13 protein-coding genes are annotated in these 14,643 nt (G+C 60.1%); 1 reads left to right on the top strand and 12 read right to left on the bottom strand.

Annotated features, from left to right (window positions below; translation table 11 throughout):
* Positions 1-4: 4 nt before the first annotated feature.
* The 3 genes from JQ845_RS01000 to JQ845_RS00990 form a co-directional block, all read right to left on the bottom strand.
* Positions 5-1,282, bottom strand: a complete 1,278-nt coding sequence (locus JQ845_RS01000) for an L-fuconate dehydratase (protein WP_003440967.1) — start codon at positions 1,280-1,282, stop codon at positions 5-7.
* Positions 1,283-1,296: 14 nt separating this feature from the next.
* Positions 1,297-2,145, bottom strand: a complete 849-nt coding sequence (locus tag JQ845_RS00995; protein WP_010655886.1) for a fumarylacetoacetate hydrolase family protein — start codon at positions 2,143-2,145, stop codon at positions 1,297-1,299.
* A 109-nt stretch (positions 2,146-2,254) separates the two neighbouring features.
* Positions 2,255-2,995 carry an SDR family oxidoreductase gene (locus JQ845_RS00990; protein ID WP_003440974.1) on the bottom strand — a complete coding sequence of 247 codons (741 nt, stop codon included), beginning with the start codon at positions 2,993-2,995 and terminating at the stop codon, positions 2,255-2,257.
* A 238-nt stretch (positions 2,996-3,233) separates the two neighbouring features.
* Here JQ845_RS00990 and JQ845_RS00985 point away from each other — a divergent pair, with 238 nt between their 5' ends.
* Positions 3,234-3,995: a FadR/GntR family transcriptional regulator gene (locus JQ845_RS00985; protein WP_203007990.1), complete on the top strand. Its 762-nt coding sequence runs from the start codon at positions 3,234-3,236 to the stop codon at positions 3,993-3,995.
* A 9-nt stretch (positions 3,996-4,004) separates the two neighbouring features.
* On the opposite strand, the gene JQ845_RS00980 is transcribed toward JQ845_RS00985, so the two are convergent.
* From JQ845_RS00980 to JQ845_RS00940, 9 genes are all read right to left on the bottom strand, one after another.
* Positions 4,005-4,256, bottom strand: a complete 252-nt coding sequence (locus JQ845_RS00980; RefSeq protein WP_010655885.1) for a hypothetical protein — start codon at positions 4,254-4,256, stop codon at positions 4,005-4,007.
* Positions 4,257-4,342: 86 nt separating this feature from the next.
* Entirely contained in the window at positions 4,343-5,644 is a 1,302-nt protein-coding gene (tcuC, locus tag JQ845_RS00975) for an MFS transporter (RefSeq protein WP_161718073.1), read from the bottom strand.
* Between the two features lie 47 nt (positions 5,645-5,691).
* Positions 5,692-6,849, bottom strand: a complete 1,158-nt coding sequence (gene tcuB, locus JQ845_RS00970) for a tricarballylate utilization 4Fe-4S protein TcuB (RefSeq protein WP_203007988.1) — start codon at positions 6,847-6,849, stop codon at positions 5,692-5,694.
* Entirely contained in the window at positions 6,836-8,290 is a 1,455-nt protein-coding gene (tcuA, locus tag JQ845_RS00965) for an FAD-dependent tricarballylate dehydrogenase TcuA (RefSeq protein WP_003440983.1), read from the bottom strand. Before tcuA ends, tcuB begins: the two co-directional genes overlap by 14 nt.
* Before the next feature lie 142 nt (positions 8,291-8,432).
* Positions 8,433-9,368: a LysR family transcriptional regulator gene (locus tag JQ845_RS00960; protein ID WP_203007981.1), complete on the bottom strand. Its 936-nt coding sequence runs from the start codon at positions 9,366-9,368 to the stop codon at positions 8,433-8,435.
* Between the two features lie 117 nt (positions 9,369-9,485).
* The gene (locus JQ845_RS00955) at positions 9,486-10,778 is read right to left on the bottom strand and encodes a histidine-type phosphatase (protein WP_203007978.1); all 1,293 of its coding nucleotides are present in this window, start codon (positions 10,776-10,778) and stop codon (positions 9,486-9,488) included.
* A 150-nt stretch (positions 10,779-10,928) separates the two neighbouring features.
* Positions 10,929-12,233, bottom strand: a complete 1,305-nt coding sequence (locus JQ845_RS00950; protein WP_203007967.1) for a histidine-type phosphatase — start codon at positions 12,231-12,233, stop codon at positions 10,929-10,931.
* 38 nt (positions 12,234-12,271) lie between these two features.
* Positions 12,272-13,057, bottom strand: a complete 786-nt coding sequence (locus JQ845_RS00945; RefSeq protein ID WP_203007952.1) for an oligogalacturonate-specific porin KdgM family protein — start codon at positions 13,055-13,057, stop codon at positions 12,272-12,274.
* A 148-nt stretch (positions 13,058-13,205) separates the two neighbouring features.
* The gene (locus JQ845_RS00940; RefSeq protein WP_160628278.1) at positions 13,206-14,582 is read right to left on the bottom strand and encodes an MFS transporter; all 1,377 of its coding nucleotides are present in this window, start codon (positions 14,580-14,582) and stop codon (positions 13,206-13,208) included.
* Between the last annotated feature and the right edge of the window lie 61 nt (positions 14,583-14,643).

Here is a 14,643-nt window from a genome sequence, read left to right as displayed (position 1 = left end):
TGGTTTAGCCCCGATAGCGGTACTGTTCGCGGGACGCGGCTTTCATCTGGATCGAGAACCCCGGCGCCTGTGGCGGCATATAGGCCGCGTTGCGAATCACGCACGGGTCTTCAAAGTGCTCGTGCAAGTGATCGACAAATTCCACCACCCGACCTTCATGGGTGCCGGCCAGACACAGGTAATCGATCATCGACAGGTGCTGCACGTACTCGCACAGGCCAACCCCGCCGGCGTGCGGGCACACCGGCAAGTTGTACTTGGCGGCCATCAGCATCACGGCCAGCACTTCGTTGACCCCGCCCAGGCGGCAGGCATCGATCTGCACCACATCAATCGCTTCACGCATGATCAGTTGCTTGAACACGATGCGGTTCTGGCACATCTCGCCGGTGGCCACTTTGACCGGGGCCACACCGAGGCGGATCTTGCGGTGGCCTTCGACGTCGTCCGGGCTGGTGGGCTCCTCGATAAACCAGGGGTTGGCGAACGACAGTTCACGCACCCAGTCGATCGCGGTATCGACTTCCCAGACCTGGTTGGCGTCGATCATCAACTGGCGATCCGGGCCCAGCACTTCACGGGCAATGCGTACGCGGCGAATGTCGTCCTGCAGGTCGTGACCGACTTTGAGTTTGACGTGGGAGAACCCGGCATCGACCGCTTCCTGGCACAGGCGGCGCAGCTTGTCGTCGGCATAGCCCAGCCAGCCGGCCGAGGTGGTGTAGCAGGGGTAGCCGTTGGCTTCGAGCAGTGCCAGGCGCCCGGCTTTGCCGTGGGCGCGTTCGCGCAGCAAGGTCAGGGCTTCGGCGGGGGTGATGCAGTCGGTGATGTAGCGGAAATCAATGCAGCGCACCAATTGCTCGGGGCTCATGTCTGCCACCAGGCGCCATACCGGCTTGCCTTCGGCTTTGGCCCACAGGTCCCAGGCGGCGTTGACCACGGCGCCGGTGGCCAGGTGAATTGCACCCTTGTCGGGGCCGATCCAGCGCAGTTGGCTGTCGCTGGTGACGTGGCGCCAGAAACGCCCCATGTCTTCGGCGATCCACTCCAGCTTCAAGCCCACCAGCAGGCTGGCCAGGGCCTTGATCGAAGCGCAGCAAATTTCGTTGCCGCGGCCGATGGTGAAGGTCAGGCCGTGGCCTTCCAGACCCGGGGTATCGGTTTCGAGAATCACATAGGCGGCGGAGTAGTCCGGGTCCGGGTTCATCGCATCCGAACCGTCCAGGGATTGCGATGTGGGAAAGCGAATATCTTCAACACGTACGGCGGTAATGGTGGTCATGGCGCAGCTCCCTGTCACTCGGCATTCACGGTGCGTTGGTTTTGTTCCCCAAGGCCGGCGATGCCCAGGCGGATTTGCTGGCCGGCGCGCAGGTACACCGGCTCGGGCTTGATGCCCAGGCCGACCCCGGGCGGGGTGCCGGTGGAAATCACATCACCGGGTTGCAGGCTCATGAACTGGCTGAGGTAGCTGATGATTTTCGGGATCTGGAAAATCATCGTCCGCGTGTTGCCGTTCTGATAGCGCTTGCCGTCGACTTCCAGCCACAGGTCGAGCTGATGCGGATCGGCGATTTCATCCCGGGTGACCAGCCACGGGCCGAGCGGGCCGAAGGTGTCACAGCCTTTGCCTTTGTCCCAGGTGCCGCCCAGCTCCAGCTGGAACTCGCGCTCGGACACGTCGTTGATCACGCAGTAACCGGCTACATGCTCAAGGGCGTCGCTTTCGCTGATATAGCGCCCGCCCTTGCCAATGACCACGCCCAGTTCGACTTCCCAGTCGGTTTTACGGGAATTGCGCGGGATTTCGATATCGTCGTCGGGGCCGACAATGGCGCTGGTCCACTTGCTGAACACCACCGGCTCAGCCGGGATGGCGGCGCCGGTTTCGGCGGCGTGGTCAGCGTAGTTGAGGCCGATGCAAATGAACTTTCCGACCTGGCCGACGCAGGCGCCAATGCGTGGCGAGCCTTGTACCAGCGGCAGGGTCGATGGGTCGATCTCTTGCAGGCGGGCAATGCTTTGCGGGCTGAGGCTGTCGCCTGCGATATCCGGGATTACGGCGGACAAGTCGCGCAATTGACCGTTGTTATCAAGCAGGGCGGGACGTTCCTGGCCTTTGTTACCGATGCGCAGCAGTTTCATGAAAATTCCTTTATCAATTATCAAGTCCCTGTAGGAGCGAGCTTGCTCGCGAGCTTTTTTCAAGATCAACAGCTCGCGAGCAAGCTCGCTCCTACAGGTGTGGAAGGGGCTAGTTGCTCCAGCCGCCATCGATGATTTGTGCGGTGCCGGTGGTGAAGCCGCTGGCACTGGAACCCAGATACAGGGCCAACTGGGCGATTTCTTCGGCGCTGCCGATGCGGCCCATGGGCTGGCGTGCAGCGAAGGCGGCGTACACCTCGTCGACACTGCGGCCTTCGCGCAGGGCCTGTTCGCTGATGCGTTGACGCAGGGAAGGGGAGTCGACGGTGCCGGGGCAGATGGCGTTGCAGCGGATGTTCTGGCTCACAAAGTCAGCCGCCACCGAACGGGTCAGGCCAATCACGGCACCCTTGCTGGCGCAGTAGGCAAAACGGTTGGGCACGCCTTTGACGCTGGATGCCACCGACGCCATGTTGATGATCGAACCGCCGCCGTTACTCAGCATGCCCGGCAGGAAGGCGCGGATCATGCGGTACATGGCGGTGACGTTGAGGTCCAGGGCGAAGCTCCAGTCTTTTTCGCTGCACTGCAGGATATTGCCGCTGTGCACCACACCCGCACAGTTGAACAACACATCCAGCGGGCCAAGCTCACTGGCCAGGCGCTCGATGGCACCGGCATCGGTAACGTCTAAAAGAACAGGGTGTGCGCCTTCGAGGGCGTCGAGGGCGGCGGCATTGATGTCGGCGGCGAAGACTTCAGCGCCAGCGGCGAGGTATGCCTGGACACTGGCCAGGCCAATGCCCTGGGCGGCGGCCGTGATCAGCACGCGTTTGCCGGAAAGATCCATAGATGCTCCGTGTTGCAGTTCATTATTTTTATTTTGGCCCAATGGTCAGGCCATTGTGGGCGTAGCAAATGGCAAAACCACGCAAGTATCGGGACAAGGTTTGCTATGATCGCTTTACGTTATCCGTTCAATGGTCAGGCCATTGGGCCTTTTGTAGCATGCACCTCAAGCATCAACAAGCGTCTTTTTTCCCCAAAAGTGCTCGTCGAACGCTGTCCAGACCAGAGCTTATTTCACGATGCCATTTCAAGTAATTGATAACCAAAGACTTTATCGACAGATCGCCGATCAGTTGCGGGCCTTGATCGACAGCGGAGAATTTCCGCCGGGCAGCCGTTTGCCGGCCGAACGCGAGCTGGCCAAGTTGCTGGGGGTGAGCCGGGCTTCTGTGCGCGAGGCGATGATTGCGCTGGAAGTGATTGGTCTGGTGGATGTGCGTGTGGGTAACGGGGTGCTGGTATGCGAGCCGCCGGTACAAGCGGTATCCAATGAACCGGTGATGGCCCAGGTTACGCGCAACCAGTGGAAAGAACTGGACCCCGAGCTGGGTATCGAGGTGGATTTCAGTGCCGAGATCCCGCCCTTCGCCTTGCTCCAGGCGCGCCGTCTGATCGAACCCGAAGCCGCGGCACTGGCGGCGGTGAATGCCAGCGATGAAGAACTGGCAGGCATCCGCGAAGCGTTCGAGCGCAACGAGCAGGACAACCGCCAGGACTCGCACACCCATCCCGGTGATCGCCTGTTCCATATCCGTATCGCCCAGGCCTCGGACAATCCGGCCTACGCGCTGATGATCCAGCACCTGCTGGGCCATCGTTACGGCAGCATGTTCCAGCGCCTGCAAAGTCATTACGGCTCAGGTGACATGCCCCATCGTTCCGAAGATGAGCACCGGCGAGTGCTGCAGGCGCTGGAGCAGCATGACCCGGCCGCTGCGCGTCAGGCGATGGCCGAGCATCTGGATGAAGTGATCCGGATTTTCAGTCGCAGCGCTCAGTAAGCGCCGTGATCACAGCCAGGATTCGCTGATACGCCGGTCCAGCTCTTCCAGATCAGCCATGCCCAGTACCCGGGTGGTGTTCAGGCCGCGCAGATAGCCCCTGAGCTGATTTGCGGTAGAGCGCACGACGTCCACAGGTGCATGTTCGTCGTGCAATGCCTCTTCATACACCACCAGGTATTCAGCTACCCGGTCGCGAAATTCAGGGAGTACTGCTTCACGGATACGGTCGAAAGTTCTGAGCTTTTGATTAGTGTTCAAGTTTCCCCCTGTGGGAGTGTTGTTATTAGATGCGAGCTCAATGTATCTCACGTGAGCGTATCTACACAGGGGGCACGGCTATTTGCTTATGCCGCGTTGAGCACCGGCGCTTTATGCTGACGATAGAGCGCCATCGTTGCGCAGAACCCGCAGAAGGCCGCGAACATCAGCCAGAACGCAGGTGATGCCTTGTCTCCGGTGGTTTGCACCAGGATGGTCGAGATAGCCGGGGTAAAGCCACCGAACAACGCGGTAGCCAGGCTGAAGGCCAGAGAGAACCCCACCACCCGCACGTTTTGCGGCATGACTTCGGTCAGGGCCGCCACCATTGCGCCGTTGTACAGACCAAAGAAGAACGAGAAGTACAGCAGCACGATGAGCAGCCGTTCAAAGCTCGCGGCTTCGGCCAGCCAGTGCATGGCCGGGTAGGCGGTCAGCATGCACAGCAGGGAAATGCCCAGCAGCAAGGGCCGACGGCCGATCTTGTCGGAGAGCGCACCGCCAATGGGCAACCAGATGAAGTTGCTCAGGCCGACGAACAGGGTCACCACCAGACTGTCGGTGGTGCTCAGGTTGAGCACGGTTCTGCCGAAGGTCGGGGTATAGACCGTGATCAGGTAGAAGGTGGTAGTGGTCATGGAAGCCAGCAGGCCGCCCGCCAGTACGGTCCGCCAGTTATCACGCATGGAGCGGAACACTTCACGGGTACTCGGATGGTGGCGTCGGGCTTTGAAGTCTTCGGTTTCTTCCAGCGAACGGCGAATGACGAAGATGAACGGGATAATCGCGCAGCCGATGAAGAACGGAATGCGCCAGCCCCAGGCGGCAATTTCGGATGCCTCCATATAGGTATTGATCGAGTATCCCAGAGCGGCGGCCAGAATGATCGCCACCTGCTGACTGGCTGATTGCCAGCTGGTGTAGAAACCGGTACGCCCGGGTGTGGCGATTTCAGCCAGATAAACCGAAACACCGCCCATTTCTGCACCCGCAGAAAATCCCTGCAGCAGCCGTCCCAGCAACACCAGAATCGGTGCGGCAATGCCGATGCTGGCGTAGCCCGGCACCAGTGCAATCAGTACCGTGCCCGCGGCCATGATCGACAGCGTTACGATCAACCCTTTACGCCGCCCCACTTTGTCGATGTAGGCACCCAGAATGATGGCGCCCAGCGGGCGCATCAAAAAGCCGGAGCCAAAGACTGCAAAGGTCATCATCAGCGAGGCAAATTCGCTGGTCGCCGGAAAGAAGGTCCTGGAGATATAGGTGGCGTAAAAGCCGAACAGGAAGAAGTCGAACTGTTCGAGGAAGTTACCGCTGGTGACCCGCAAAATGGCGCCCAGCTTGGACCCCTTTTTGCGGCTTGTTTCTGTTGTTGTTTTCATCATGGCTACCGTCTTGCTGGATATTGTTATTGGAATGAGTGCTTCTGGTGTCAGTCGCTTGCCGCGTTAATCGGGTTTGGCTGGCGCTTTTCGATGGCGTATTTGAGCAGTGCTGCGCTGCGGAAGATGCCGTGGGCAAATTTGCTGTACGGCATGGTCAGGAAGAACGCCATGACCAGGCCGAGGTGGATCGCCAGAGCCAGCCCCAGGCCGCTGGTTTCACGCAGGGCGAGTAACGCCAGGCCGCTGGCACTGATCAACAGCAGCAGTGCGATAAAGCCGCGGTCCATGGGTTTTTGCTGCTCGTCGCCCTGATCCGGATGACGGCGCAGGTTCAGCCACAACAACCCGGCGGGGCCGACCAGCAGGCCAAGCCCACCGACAATCCCCAGCATCACGGGCAGGCTGAACACGGGATACGGAGCCGACCAGTGCAGGACAAAGTGATAGAGGGTGGCGACGCCGGTCGCTGCGAAGCACAGCAGGAAGCCGTAGAAGGTCAGGTGGTGGAAGCGCCGACGCCACAGGGTGAAAGCGTCGTCGCTATTGTTGCAGCCCTCGCCATGCCCGCCGTCCAGATACTTGAGCCGGGCAACGCTGGACGTCGCTTCAAGGGCCGCTGAGGTTTTAAGCCCCAGGCTGGCACTGGCAGGTGATACATCGCGCCAGAAGCGGCGTACGCCCAGGGTCAGGGCAAGCACTGCAAAGCCGAACACCGGCCCGAACATCAGTGCCAGTGTGTTGTGCGGGAAAATTCCGTAGAAATTGCCCCCGGGCATAGCGGTAAAGAGATTGCCCATCACCAGCAACATGAGGCACAGAAATAGCGTCAGCCCCGCCGCAGTGGCCACAGCCAGGGTCAGGCCGTTGCGCTGATACAAAGTGCCCAGGGCCTTGGGCCAGGCGTATTCGGCGTAGGTGTCCAGGCGTACCTTGGCCATGGCCTTGGGTATATTGATTGCGAATTCGTGGGGAGCTGCGTATTGGCAGGCATGCAGGCACGCACCACAGTTGTGGCAAAGATTGGCCAGGTAGTGGATATCGGCCTGGCCAAACTCAAGACGCCGGGTCATGGCCGGAAACACCGCGCAGAAGCCCTCGCAGTAACGGCAGGAGTTGCAGATCGCCAGCTGGCGCTGGACTTCGGTTTCATCAAGGTTCAATACCGGGATCAATTCGCCGGATGCCTTGGGATCAAACAGTTGCATGTCGAGATTCCGATATCGTGGAGGAAGGGCCATAGCCCACGGAGGCGGCGGCCTGGACGCCGGCAATACGCCCGAACGCAGTACCGATGGCCATGCCGATACCCGCGGTGTAGCCCTTGCCCAGCACGTTGCCGGCCATCATTTCGCCGGCAACGAACAGGTTGGGGCTGGGCTCGCCATTGAAATGCACGGCAGCGGTTTCGTCGGTGGCAAGGCCCAGATAGGTGAAGGTAACGCCCGGTTTGAGCGGATAGGCATAGAACGGTGGTTGCACCAGCGGCCGTGCCCAATGGGTTTTGGCCGGGGTCAGCCCCCGGGTGTGGCAATCGTCCAGCGCGGTGTGGTCGAAGGTGCCGACGTGACAGGCCTGGTTGTAGTCCTCCACGGTTTTCACGAACGCAGCCTGGGGCAGCTGCAACTGGCGGGCCAGATCCTCAAGGGTGTTGGCCCGGGTACCGGGGAAGACCGGCGGCATGAAGCGACCGATGGCTTGCTGGTCGATGATCGAGTACGCCTGCTGACCCGGTTGACCCGCCACCAGCCGTCCCCAGATGGCATAGCGCTTGGGCCAGAAATCTTCGCCCTCATCGTAGAACCGCTCGCCGTCACGGTTGACGACCACACCCAGGGATACGCAATCGATGCGCGTGCAAATACCGCCGTCATACAGGGGGGCGCGAGCATCAATGGCGACCATGTGCGCCTGGGTCGGATCGCCGATGCCATCAGCACCGTGATCAAGCATGCGCCGCAGCAGGATACCGGTGTTGAACCGTGTGCCACGGATCAGGAAGTTGTCCGAAGGCCATTCCCCCCGTTCATTCTGCCCCCAGGCTTCGCGCAGCCATTCGCGGTTGGACTCAAAGCCGCCAGCTGCCAGTACGCAGGCCCGGGCTTCAATGCGTTGCGCGGCCACGGCCTGGCCATCGACCTCATGGGCGCCAATGTGGGCGGCGATAAATTTGCCGTCCTTGAGCTCAATGTCGGTCACTTGCGTGTTGTAGCGGATCTCGACGCCCAGGCGTTCGGCACTGCGGAAATAAGCATTGACCAGGGCTTTACCGCCGCCCATGAAAAAGGCGTTGGTCCGCGCCACATGCAGCGCGCCTGATAGCGGCGGTTGAAAATGCACGCCGTGGGAGCGCATCCAGTCGCGGCAGGTGGACGACGCGCGAATGGCGATTCGGGCCAGCTTCTCATCGGTGATACCGCCGGTGACCTTCAGCAGGTCTTGCCAGTATTCCTCTTCGGGATAGGCATCGATCAGCACATCCTGAGGAGCATCGTGCATGCAGCGCAGGTTACGCGTGTGTTGTGAATTGCCGCCTCGCCATACTTTGGGCGAGGCTTCAAGCAGCATGACGCTGGCGCCGGCTTCCCGAGCCATCAGTGCGGCACACAGGGCTGCATTGCCGCCACCTATGATGAGTACATCGATCATTATTTCTCCTCGGTTCCCAAGGCAGCCGGAGCAAAGTGCGCCTTGCAAAGGAGGGAGAAGGTAGGTGACAGCGCAAAGCGCCGAAAGACGGGATTCGACGCGGGGTGTTTAGTTTTATTAAAGGGGTGGCCGGTTCGGGTTGCTAGCCGCTGGCGGTTTCAACCAGGGTTGCGCCGGGCCACTGCTGATCGAGCACCAGTTTTTTTGCCACCTCTACCATCACCAGCCGCGTGGCCAGCGCCGCCGGGGACAGTTCGTCATCGGCCAGGGTCGCCAGAAGATTACGCCGGCCCACATGGGGATCAGTGATTTGCACCAGTGAAAGCCCGGACTCGCCTTTAAGCGCCGCTGCCGCGCCGGGTTGAATCGTGGCGGCATGCCCGGCCCGCACGGCGTTCATCAAGATTGCCAGACCGTCGACTTCCATCACGATATTGGGGGTGATCCCCGACCGCTCAAAAGCCGCCATCAAGGTTGAACGCAGCCCGTGTTGCGAACTCGGCATCACCAGCGGCAAGCCCCCCAGATCCGCTATCTGCACGCCATCACCGCGAGGAGCATTGGGTAATTGGGGTGAGGCGATGACAAACAGTTTTTCATCCAGCAGGGGGGTGATGCTCCAGCGCTTCCCGCCTTCGAGCTGAAACAGGATGGCCAGGTCGATCTGTCGGGCATTGAGCTGCGTGGCCAAATGGCCCGACAGCATTTCCACCAGATGCAACTGAATGTCCGGATAGCGCTCACGCATCGCATTGATCAAGGGCAGCGCGAGCACGGTAGCCGTGGTCGGGGCCAGGCCGACGCTGACGTACCCGCTCATACGGCCGCGATGGGCAGCCATCACGGCGTTTTCCGCCTGACGCAGGGTCAGTTGGGCGTGATGTAAAAAGGCAACACCGGCGCTGGTGGGGGTGACGCCGGTGGAGGTGCGATTCAGCAGGCGGGTCGACAGCTCGTTTTCGAGCCTGGAGACTTGCTGGCTCAGGGCCGAAACCCCGACCTCCAGCTCCAGGGCGGCACGTCCAAGACTACCCAGTTCAACAATCTTTACGAAATAGCGCAGTTGCCTCAACTCCAAACGATACCGCTCCCCTCAAATGCTGATTCAGACGCCGGGAAATGCCTGGCGAGTCGCGCCGCTATTGTGCCCATCCCGGGTTCAACGCAGAAAGCGACTTTTACCCCAGGCCGCCGGTTATTGGAAGCTGTAAGGCGTGAGCGCGGTCGGATCAATGTTCTGATCGACTTTCAGCAGCGCCTCTTTGAGCGGGCACAGCAGGCCGACGCTGGTTTTGCGGCAGTCTTTGGCGCTGGCGAAATCACCCTTGAGCGGTTTTTCGGCGCCGGCCAGCCGGGTCAGGTTGCGGATCTGATCCATCGACTGGGCTTCAAAGGCGATGCGCAAAAAGTACTCGCCGGTTTTGACTTCCCGGTAACGCTCGAACTGCAGGGTGCCCACCGGCGGGATGTTGTTTTCCAGATAGTCACCCAGTTTCCAGCCGAAGCCGAGCATGGTGCGCAGGTACGAGATGTTGGTGTCATGGGCCACCAGCAGCATCAGCGGTACATCGGGCGGGGTGCCTGGGGCATCTTTTTTGGCGAAGGAGGTGCCTTGCTTGAGCTCCAGGGAAATCTGGTTCATCAGCTCGGATGCGCCACGGCTGGCGATATAGGGGATGTCATTGAGGAAGTCGTATTTGGCTTTGGTCAGTACCATCAGGCTCGACACTTCGGCCGGGGTGCGGGCATTACCGAAGGCGACCTTGTCCAGCGGCAGGCCCTGGCTGTACTCCAGGCGGAACACTTCGCCCATGTTGGCCCCGGCGCTCAGGCCCTTGATCGAGAAGCGGCCCTTGGCATTTTCTTCGAGCACCCAGGGCTGTTTGCCGTACGGGCAATCAGCACCCGGCAAGCAGGCCACTTCCCGGAGTTTTTCTTCATAGGGTTTGTAGCGTGCCTGGGCGGCTTCGATGCTGCCCCCCAGGGCTTTGAATATGCCGGCCTTGGCTTTGTCCGGGTCGAGTGCGGCAAATGGCATTTCATTGGCCTGGAACAGGGCGTCCTGTTTGCCTGCAACGTAGGTCGGCTGGAAACCGCAACCGGGGAACATGCCGTCGAGCAAGGCCTGGGCCGTGGCTTTGGTGCGTTGCAGGGGGCTGGCATGGACCAGCAGTTGGCTGGCGTCCGGGCAGCCTTTGGGGATCAGCCCGGCAGTGCGCAGCACCTGGCCCCGGTAGCGGCCCATTTCCACGGCGCCGGTGTAGCCGTGACCGGTCAGGTTGCCCAGGGGCACCAGCCAGGTCGGCCATTGGCGTTGGGTGACGCTGGTGAGCAGTTTTTCATTGGACTCGGTAGGCGGGCGGACTCCGTGGCGGCTGACCTGTACCACTTTATCCAGGACGTAGCCGTCACTGGATGACGTTTGGGCAAAGGCTGGCGGGCTGAGCATGCCGGCCAGCAGCAGGCTGGCATAGAGCGAGATCTTCATGGGTTTTCCTTTTAGTCTTCCTGGACACAATGGGCGCAGAGTCTAGTCGGCTAATGACTCAAGTACGGTGAATCCTGTAGTCGCTGCCAAAGGTTGCGATAAGGGCCGAAGGACCTTCGTCTCTGTCCGGCCCCATCGCAGCTTGCGGGCTTATGGGTAGCGCGCTGTGGTCATCGCTGTGCGGTCAATGGCTTTGCTCAGGTTGCTGGCAAAACTCTCCAGCGGGCACAGGGTGCCAACCGCGGTTTTCTTGCAGCCGGGCTGTTCGAAGTCCGCCTGCAGCGGCGCGTTGTTGCCGGTCAGCGGGGTCAGGTTGCGGATCTGATCCGGTGACTGGGTCACGAAGGTGGTCCTGATGAAGCGTTCGCCACTGTTGGTATCGCGATAGCGTTCAAAAGCCAGGGTGCCGGTGGGCGGGATGTTGCCGGGCTGGTACTCGCCCAGGGCCCAGTGAAAACCGAGCATGGTGCGCAAGTGCGAGAGGTTGGTGTCGTGGGCGACAATCACCAGTAACGGGGCTTTGGGCGGATTGCCCAGCGGGTCGGATTTTTCCAGTGCGGTGCCTTGTTCCAGTGCCAGCAGCAGCTGGTTCATCAACTGCGAACCACCGCGTTTGGCAATGTGCGGCGTGTCATTGACGAAGTCGTACTTGGCGCGGTGCAGTCGGGTCAGGGCCATCACCTGTTTGGCGTTGGCGGCATGGCCGAAGGCGACTTCGGACAAAGGTTTGCCTTCGCTGTATTGCAGGCGAAAGGTTTCGCCCAGGGATGACGCCTTGTCCAGGCCCTTGATCTTCAGACGCCCCTCATCATTCTGTTTAAGCACCCATTCGGCTTCGTAGAACGGGCATGGTTTGCCTTCGATACAGGCTGCGGCCTTGAGCAGGTCCAGGTCCGGTTGCAGTCGGGCCTTCGCCGCCTGCAGGTCACCGCCCAGGGCCTTGAGGATTTCACCTTTGGCGATCACCGGATCGATGCGGGCAAAGTCCATCTTGTCGGTCTGGAACAGCGGGTCGAGTTTTTCCGCGCTGGCCAGGGCCTTTTGTCCGCAGCCGGGGAACATGCCGTCGAGCAATGCGCCAGCGGTGGCGCGGGTACGCTGTTTGGGGCTGGACAAGGTGTACACCGTGGCGGTGTCCGGGCAACCCGCCGGGAGCAACCCGGCCTGACGATAGTGCCCGGCCTGCCAGGCGCCCATCAGGCTGGCTGCCAGATAGCCGTGGCCGGTGAGTTCGCCGTCACGCACCAGCCAGGTGGGCCACTGGCGCCGGGTGGCGTCCACCAGTTTTTGCGTGTCGGTCTGCGGGCGTACGCCGTGGCGGCTGACCTGCACGGCTTTTTCCAGTACGTAGTGGCCGTTGTCCTGGGCGTGGGCAATCTGGGGGGCGCTGATGCTCAGGGCCGCCGTCAGCAGCGGGCCGCTGAGGCGAAAAAGGGCCGAAAGAGAAACGTTCATTCACAGTCTCCTGGAGGGGGTTGCAGGGGGGCGCGCGATCAGAATTTGTATTTAAAGCCCACGCGATAGCGGGCCTGGCGCTCGTCGGTGTCTTTGTCGACGTACACGTCGGCCACTTCAAAGTAAGGAATAAACCGGTGGGTCACTTTGTAGTCGATGACGAACTTGTTGCTGTAGTTACGCTTCTTGCCGTCAAACGCTATCTGGTTGCTGTAAATCTCTTTGCGCGCTATGCCGATGGACATCCGGTCGGTTCGGTACTTGCCGCCCAATGACCAGACGTTGTCCCTTTTGCTTTCCTTGCCGTCATCTTTATAGGTGGTGAGCTTGTAGTAGTAACCGGGGATCACGGAAAAACTGTTGTTCAACTCGTAGGGGAACTTGAACGCCGGTTTATAGGACTTTTTATCCTTGCCCTGGGAGTAGGTGAACTTGGGTTTGAACTTCAGGCGCTTGGTGAGTTTGTGTGAATACTTGACCTTGCCTTTCAGGGAATCCTTGGTCATGTGTTCAAACGGCTGGCCGGGCTGACCGTTTTCCTTGACTGCGGGGCTGGCAACCATCTGGAAGGAGAACGCCAGGCCATTGTCCAGGGCCTGGGTGATCATCACCTTGTCGGTGTGGTCGCGATCCTTTTCGTTGTACTGATGCTGGTAGTCCAGATCCAGTGCGTGGGACGCAGTGGGCATCAGCATGAGCGCGCCTTCCAGTGCGGTGAAGCACAGGGCGGCGATCAGACCGTTGTAGCGACCGGGTTTGCACACGTGTGCATTCCGCGGCGAAAAAAAAGATGTGTTCAGGGCTTCATTCAATGGATAGGTCATCTTGTTTGCTCGTTTATTGTTGTTGTTAGTTCCAAGACACGGCGGTATTGCTCTTGGGAAACACACAACTCCTTGCTGGCCAGTCGCCAACTATGCGGGATGAATGTTGCAGGTATATGTCACTTTTTGTTTCAGGATCAAGAGCGGTTTAAATCTTTGCCGGTTCAGCAAAGGCTGCTGTTTTACCCATAGGCGGTTGTGTGCGCTTTTGGATATACAGGGCAAACAGGGCGGTCATGAGCACCGAGATCAGCGAGGCACTGACCCAGAAGATCGACAGGGTCTGGAATTGATAGACCTTGCTGCCATTGCTCAACACCGTAGTGCCGTGCTCGATCAGTACGCCGGTAAGAATTTCACCTGCTGCAGCGCCGCCATAGCTGGCGATACCGATCATGCCCAGCGCAGCACCGGAAGCGCTTTTGGAGGCAATGTCAGTGGCCATCAGGCCGCCGAGGAAACACAGCAGAGCCCCCATCGACAGACCGAAGAACATCATGGCCGTAGCATCCAGCCAATAGTGGCCGGCCGGAACGAACAGGAATGCGGCCAGCGACGCGGTGTTCATCAAGCCGAAGATCATCGCCAGGGCATTGCGCTTGCCGTTGAAGAAACGGTCCGAAATCAGCCCGCTCAGGCCGGTACCGATAATCCCGAAAACCCCGGTAATGGAGATCAGTGTCGAGGCGCTGAGGGTGTTGTAGGCCTTGGCGTTTTCCAGGAAGAACACGCCCCAGGAAATCACTGCATAGCGCCCGATGTACATCAGGCAAGAGGCCAGGGCGAGCAGCCACAGGGCCGGGTTTTTCAGCAGTTCCAGCTGTTTGCCGAAGATGCTCGGCCCCGTCTTGTCATGGGGTTCAGGGGTTTGTACCGGGGGGAAACCGCAACTTTGTGGCGAGTCGGCCATAAAAAAGTAAATCAGGGCCAGCCCCGCCAGGCCCATCAGGGTGGCGAGCCAGTAGCCGAACTGCCAGCCCCAGGTCACCACCACAGCGGCCACGGCCACGTAGGTCAAGGCTTCGCCCAGGCTATGGGCAATCGACCAGAAGCCATAGAAGGTTCCGCGTTCCTTGTCGGTGTACCAGCGCGACAGCGAGACCACGCACGGCCCGACCCCCATGGATTGGGCCCAGCCATTGAGGCCCCAGATCAGGGTCAGAATGATGGTGTTGGTGGTCATGCCCATGCAGGCATTGACGATGGCGCTGAGCAGCAGGCCCAGCATCATGAAGCGGCGCACATTGGAGTGATCGGCCAGAAAGCCGTTGACCAGTTTGCCGATGGCATAGGCGAAGAACAGCGCCGAGCCGATGATGCCCAGTTGGGTGGGGCTCAGAATGTTGTTCGATACCAGTGCCGGCTTGACCACGTTGAACGAGAGGCGACACACGTAGAACAAGGCGTAGCTCAGTGACATGGATATAAAGGTCTGCCAGCGCAAAACCCTGAACCTTTGCATGTCCTGGCTGGGGATACCCTCGCGGGCAGGTGCAGCCTTGAAGGCATTGAGTAGAGATTTCATGGCGCAAGATTTCCTGTTTTTGTTTTTCTAGGGGCCTGCTTGTAAAACCTTTTCTGGATCT

This window comes from Pseudomonas paraversuta (genome assembly GCF_904063065.1).
In the GTDB taxonomy this organism is placed as follows: domain Bacteria; phylum Pseudomonadota; class Gammaproteobacteria; order Pseudomonadales; family Pseudomonadaceae; genus Aquipseudomonas; species Aquipseudomonas paraversuta.
This window is presented reverse-complemented; position numbering and strand designations above follow the sequence as displayed.

Coding starts and splice junctions, on each gene's coding strand:
- JQ845_RS00990 (WP_003440974.1), bottom strand. CDS start 2,995: ATGGATCTTTCCGGCAAACGCGTGCTGATCACGGCCGCCGCCCAGGGC.
- tcuB (WP_203007988.1), bottom strand. CDS start 6,849: ATGCAACTGTTTGATCCCAAGGCATCCGGCGAATTGATCCCGGTATTG.
- JQ845_RS00940 (WP_160628278.1), bottom strand. CDS start 14,582: ATGAAATCTCTACTCAATGCCTTCAAGGCTGCACCTGCCCGCGAGGGT.
- JQ845_RS00995 (WP_010655886.1), bottom strand. CDS start 2,145: ATGAAACTGCTGCGCATCGGTAACAAAGGCCAGGAACGTCCCGCCCTG.
- JQ845_RS00945 (WP_203007952.1), bottom strand. CDS start 13,057: ATGACCTATCCATTGAATGAAGCCCTGAACACATCTTTTTTTTCGCCG.
- tcuA (WP_003440983.1), bottom strand. CDS start 8,290: ATGATCGATGTACTCATCATAGGTGGCGGCAATGCAGCCCTGTGTGCC.
- JQ845_RS01000 (WP_003440967.1), bottom strand. CDS start 1,282: ATGACCACCATTACCGCCGTACGTGTTGAAGATATTCGCTTTCCCACA.
- JQ845_RS00985 (WP_203007990.1), top strand. CDS start 3,234: ATGCCATTTCAAGTAATTGATAACCAAAGACTTTATCGACAGATCGCC.
- JQ845_RS00950 (WP_203007967.1), bottom strand. CDS start 12,233: ATGAACGTTTCTCTTTCGGCCCTTTTTCGCCTCAGCGGCCCGCTGCTG.
- tcuC (WP_161718073.1), bottom strand. CDS start 5,644: ATGATGAAAACAACAACAGAAACAAGCCGCAAAAAGGGGTCCAAGCTG.
- JQ845_RS00955 (WP_203007978.1), bottom strand. CDS start 10,778: ATGAAGATCTCGCTCTATGCCAGCCTGCTGCTGGCCGGCATGCTCAGC.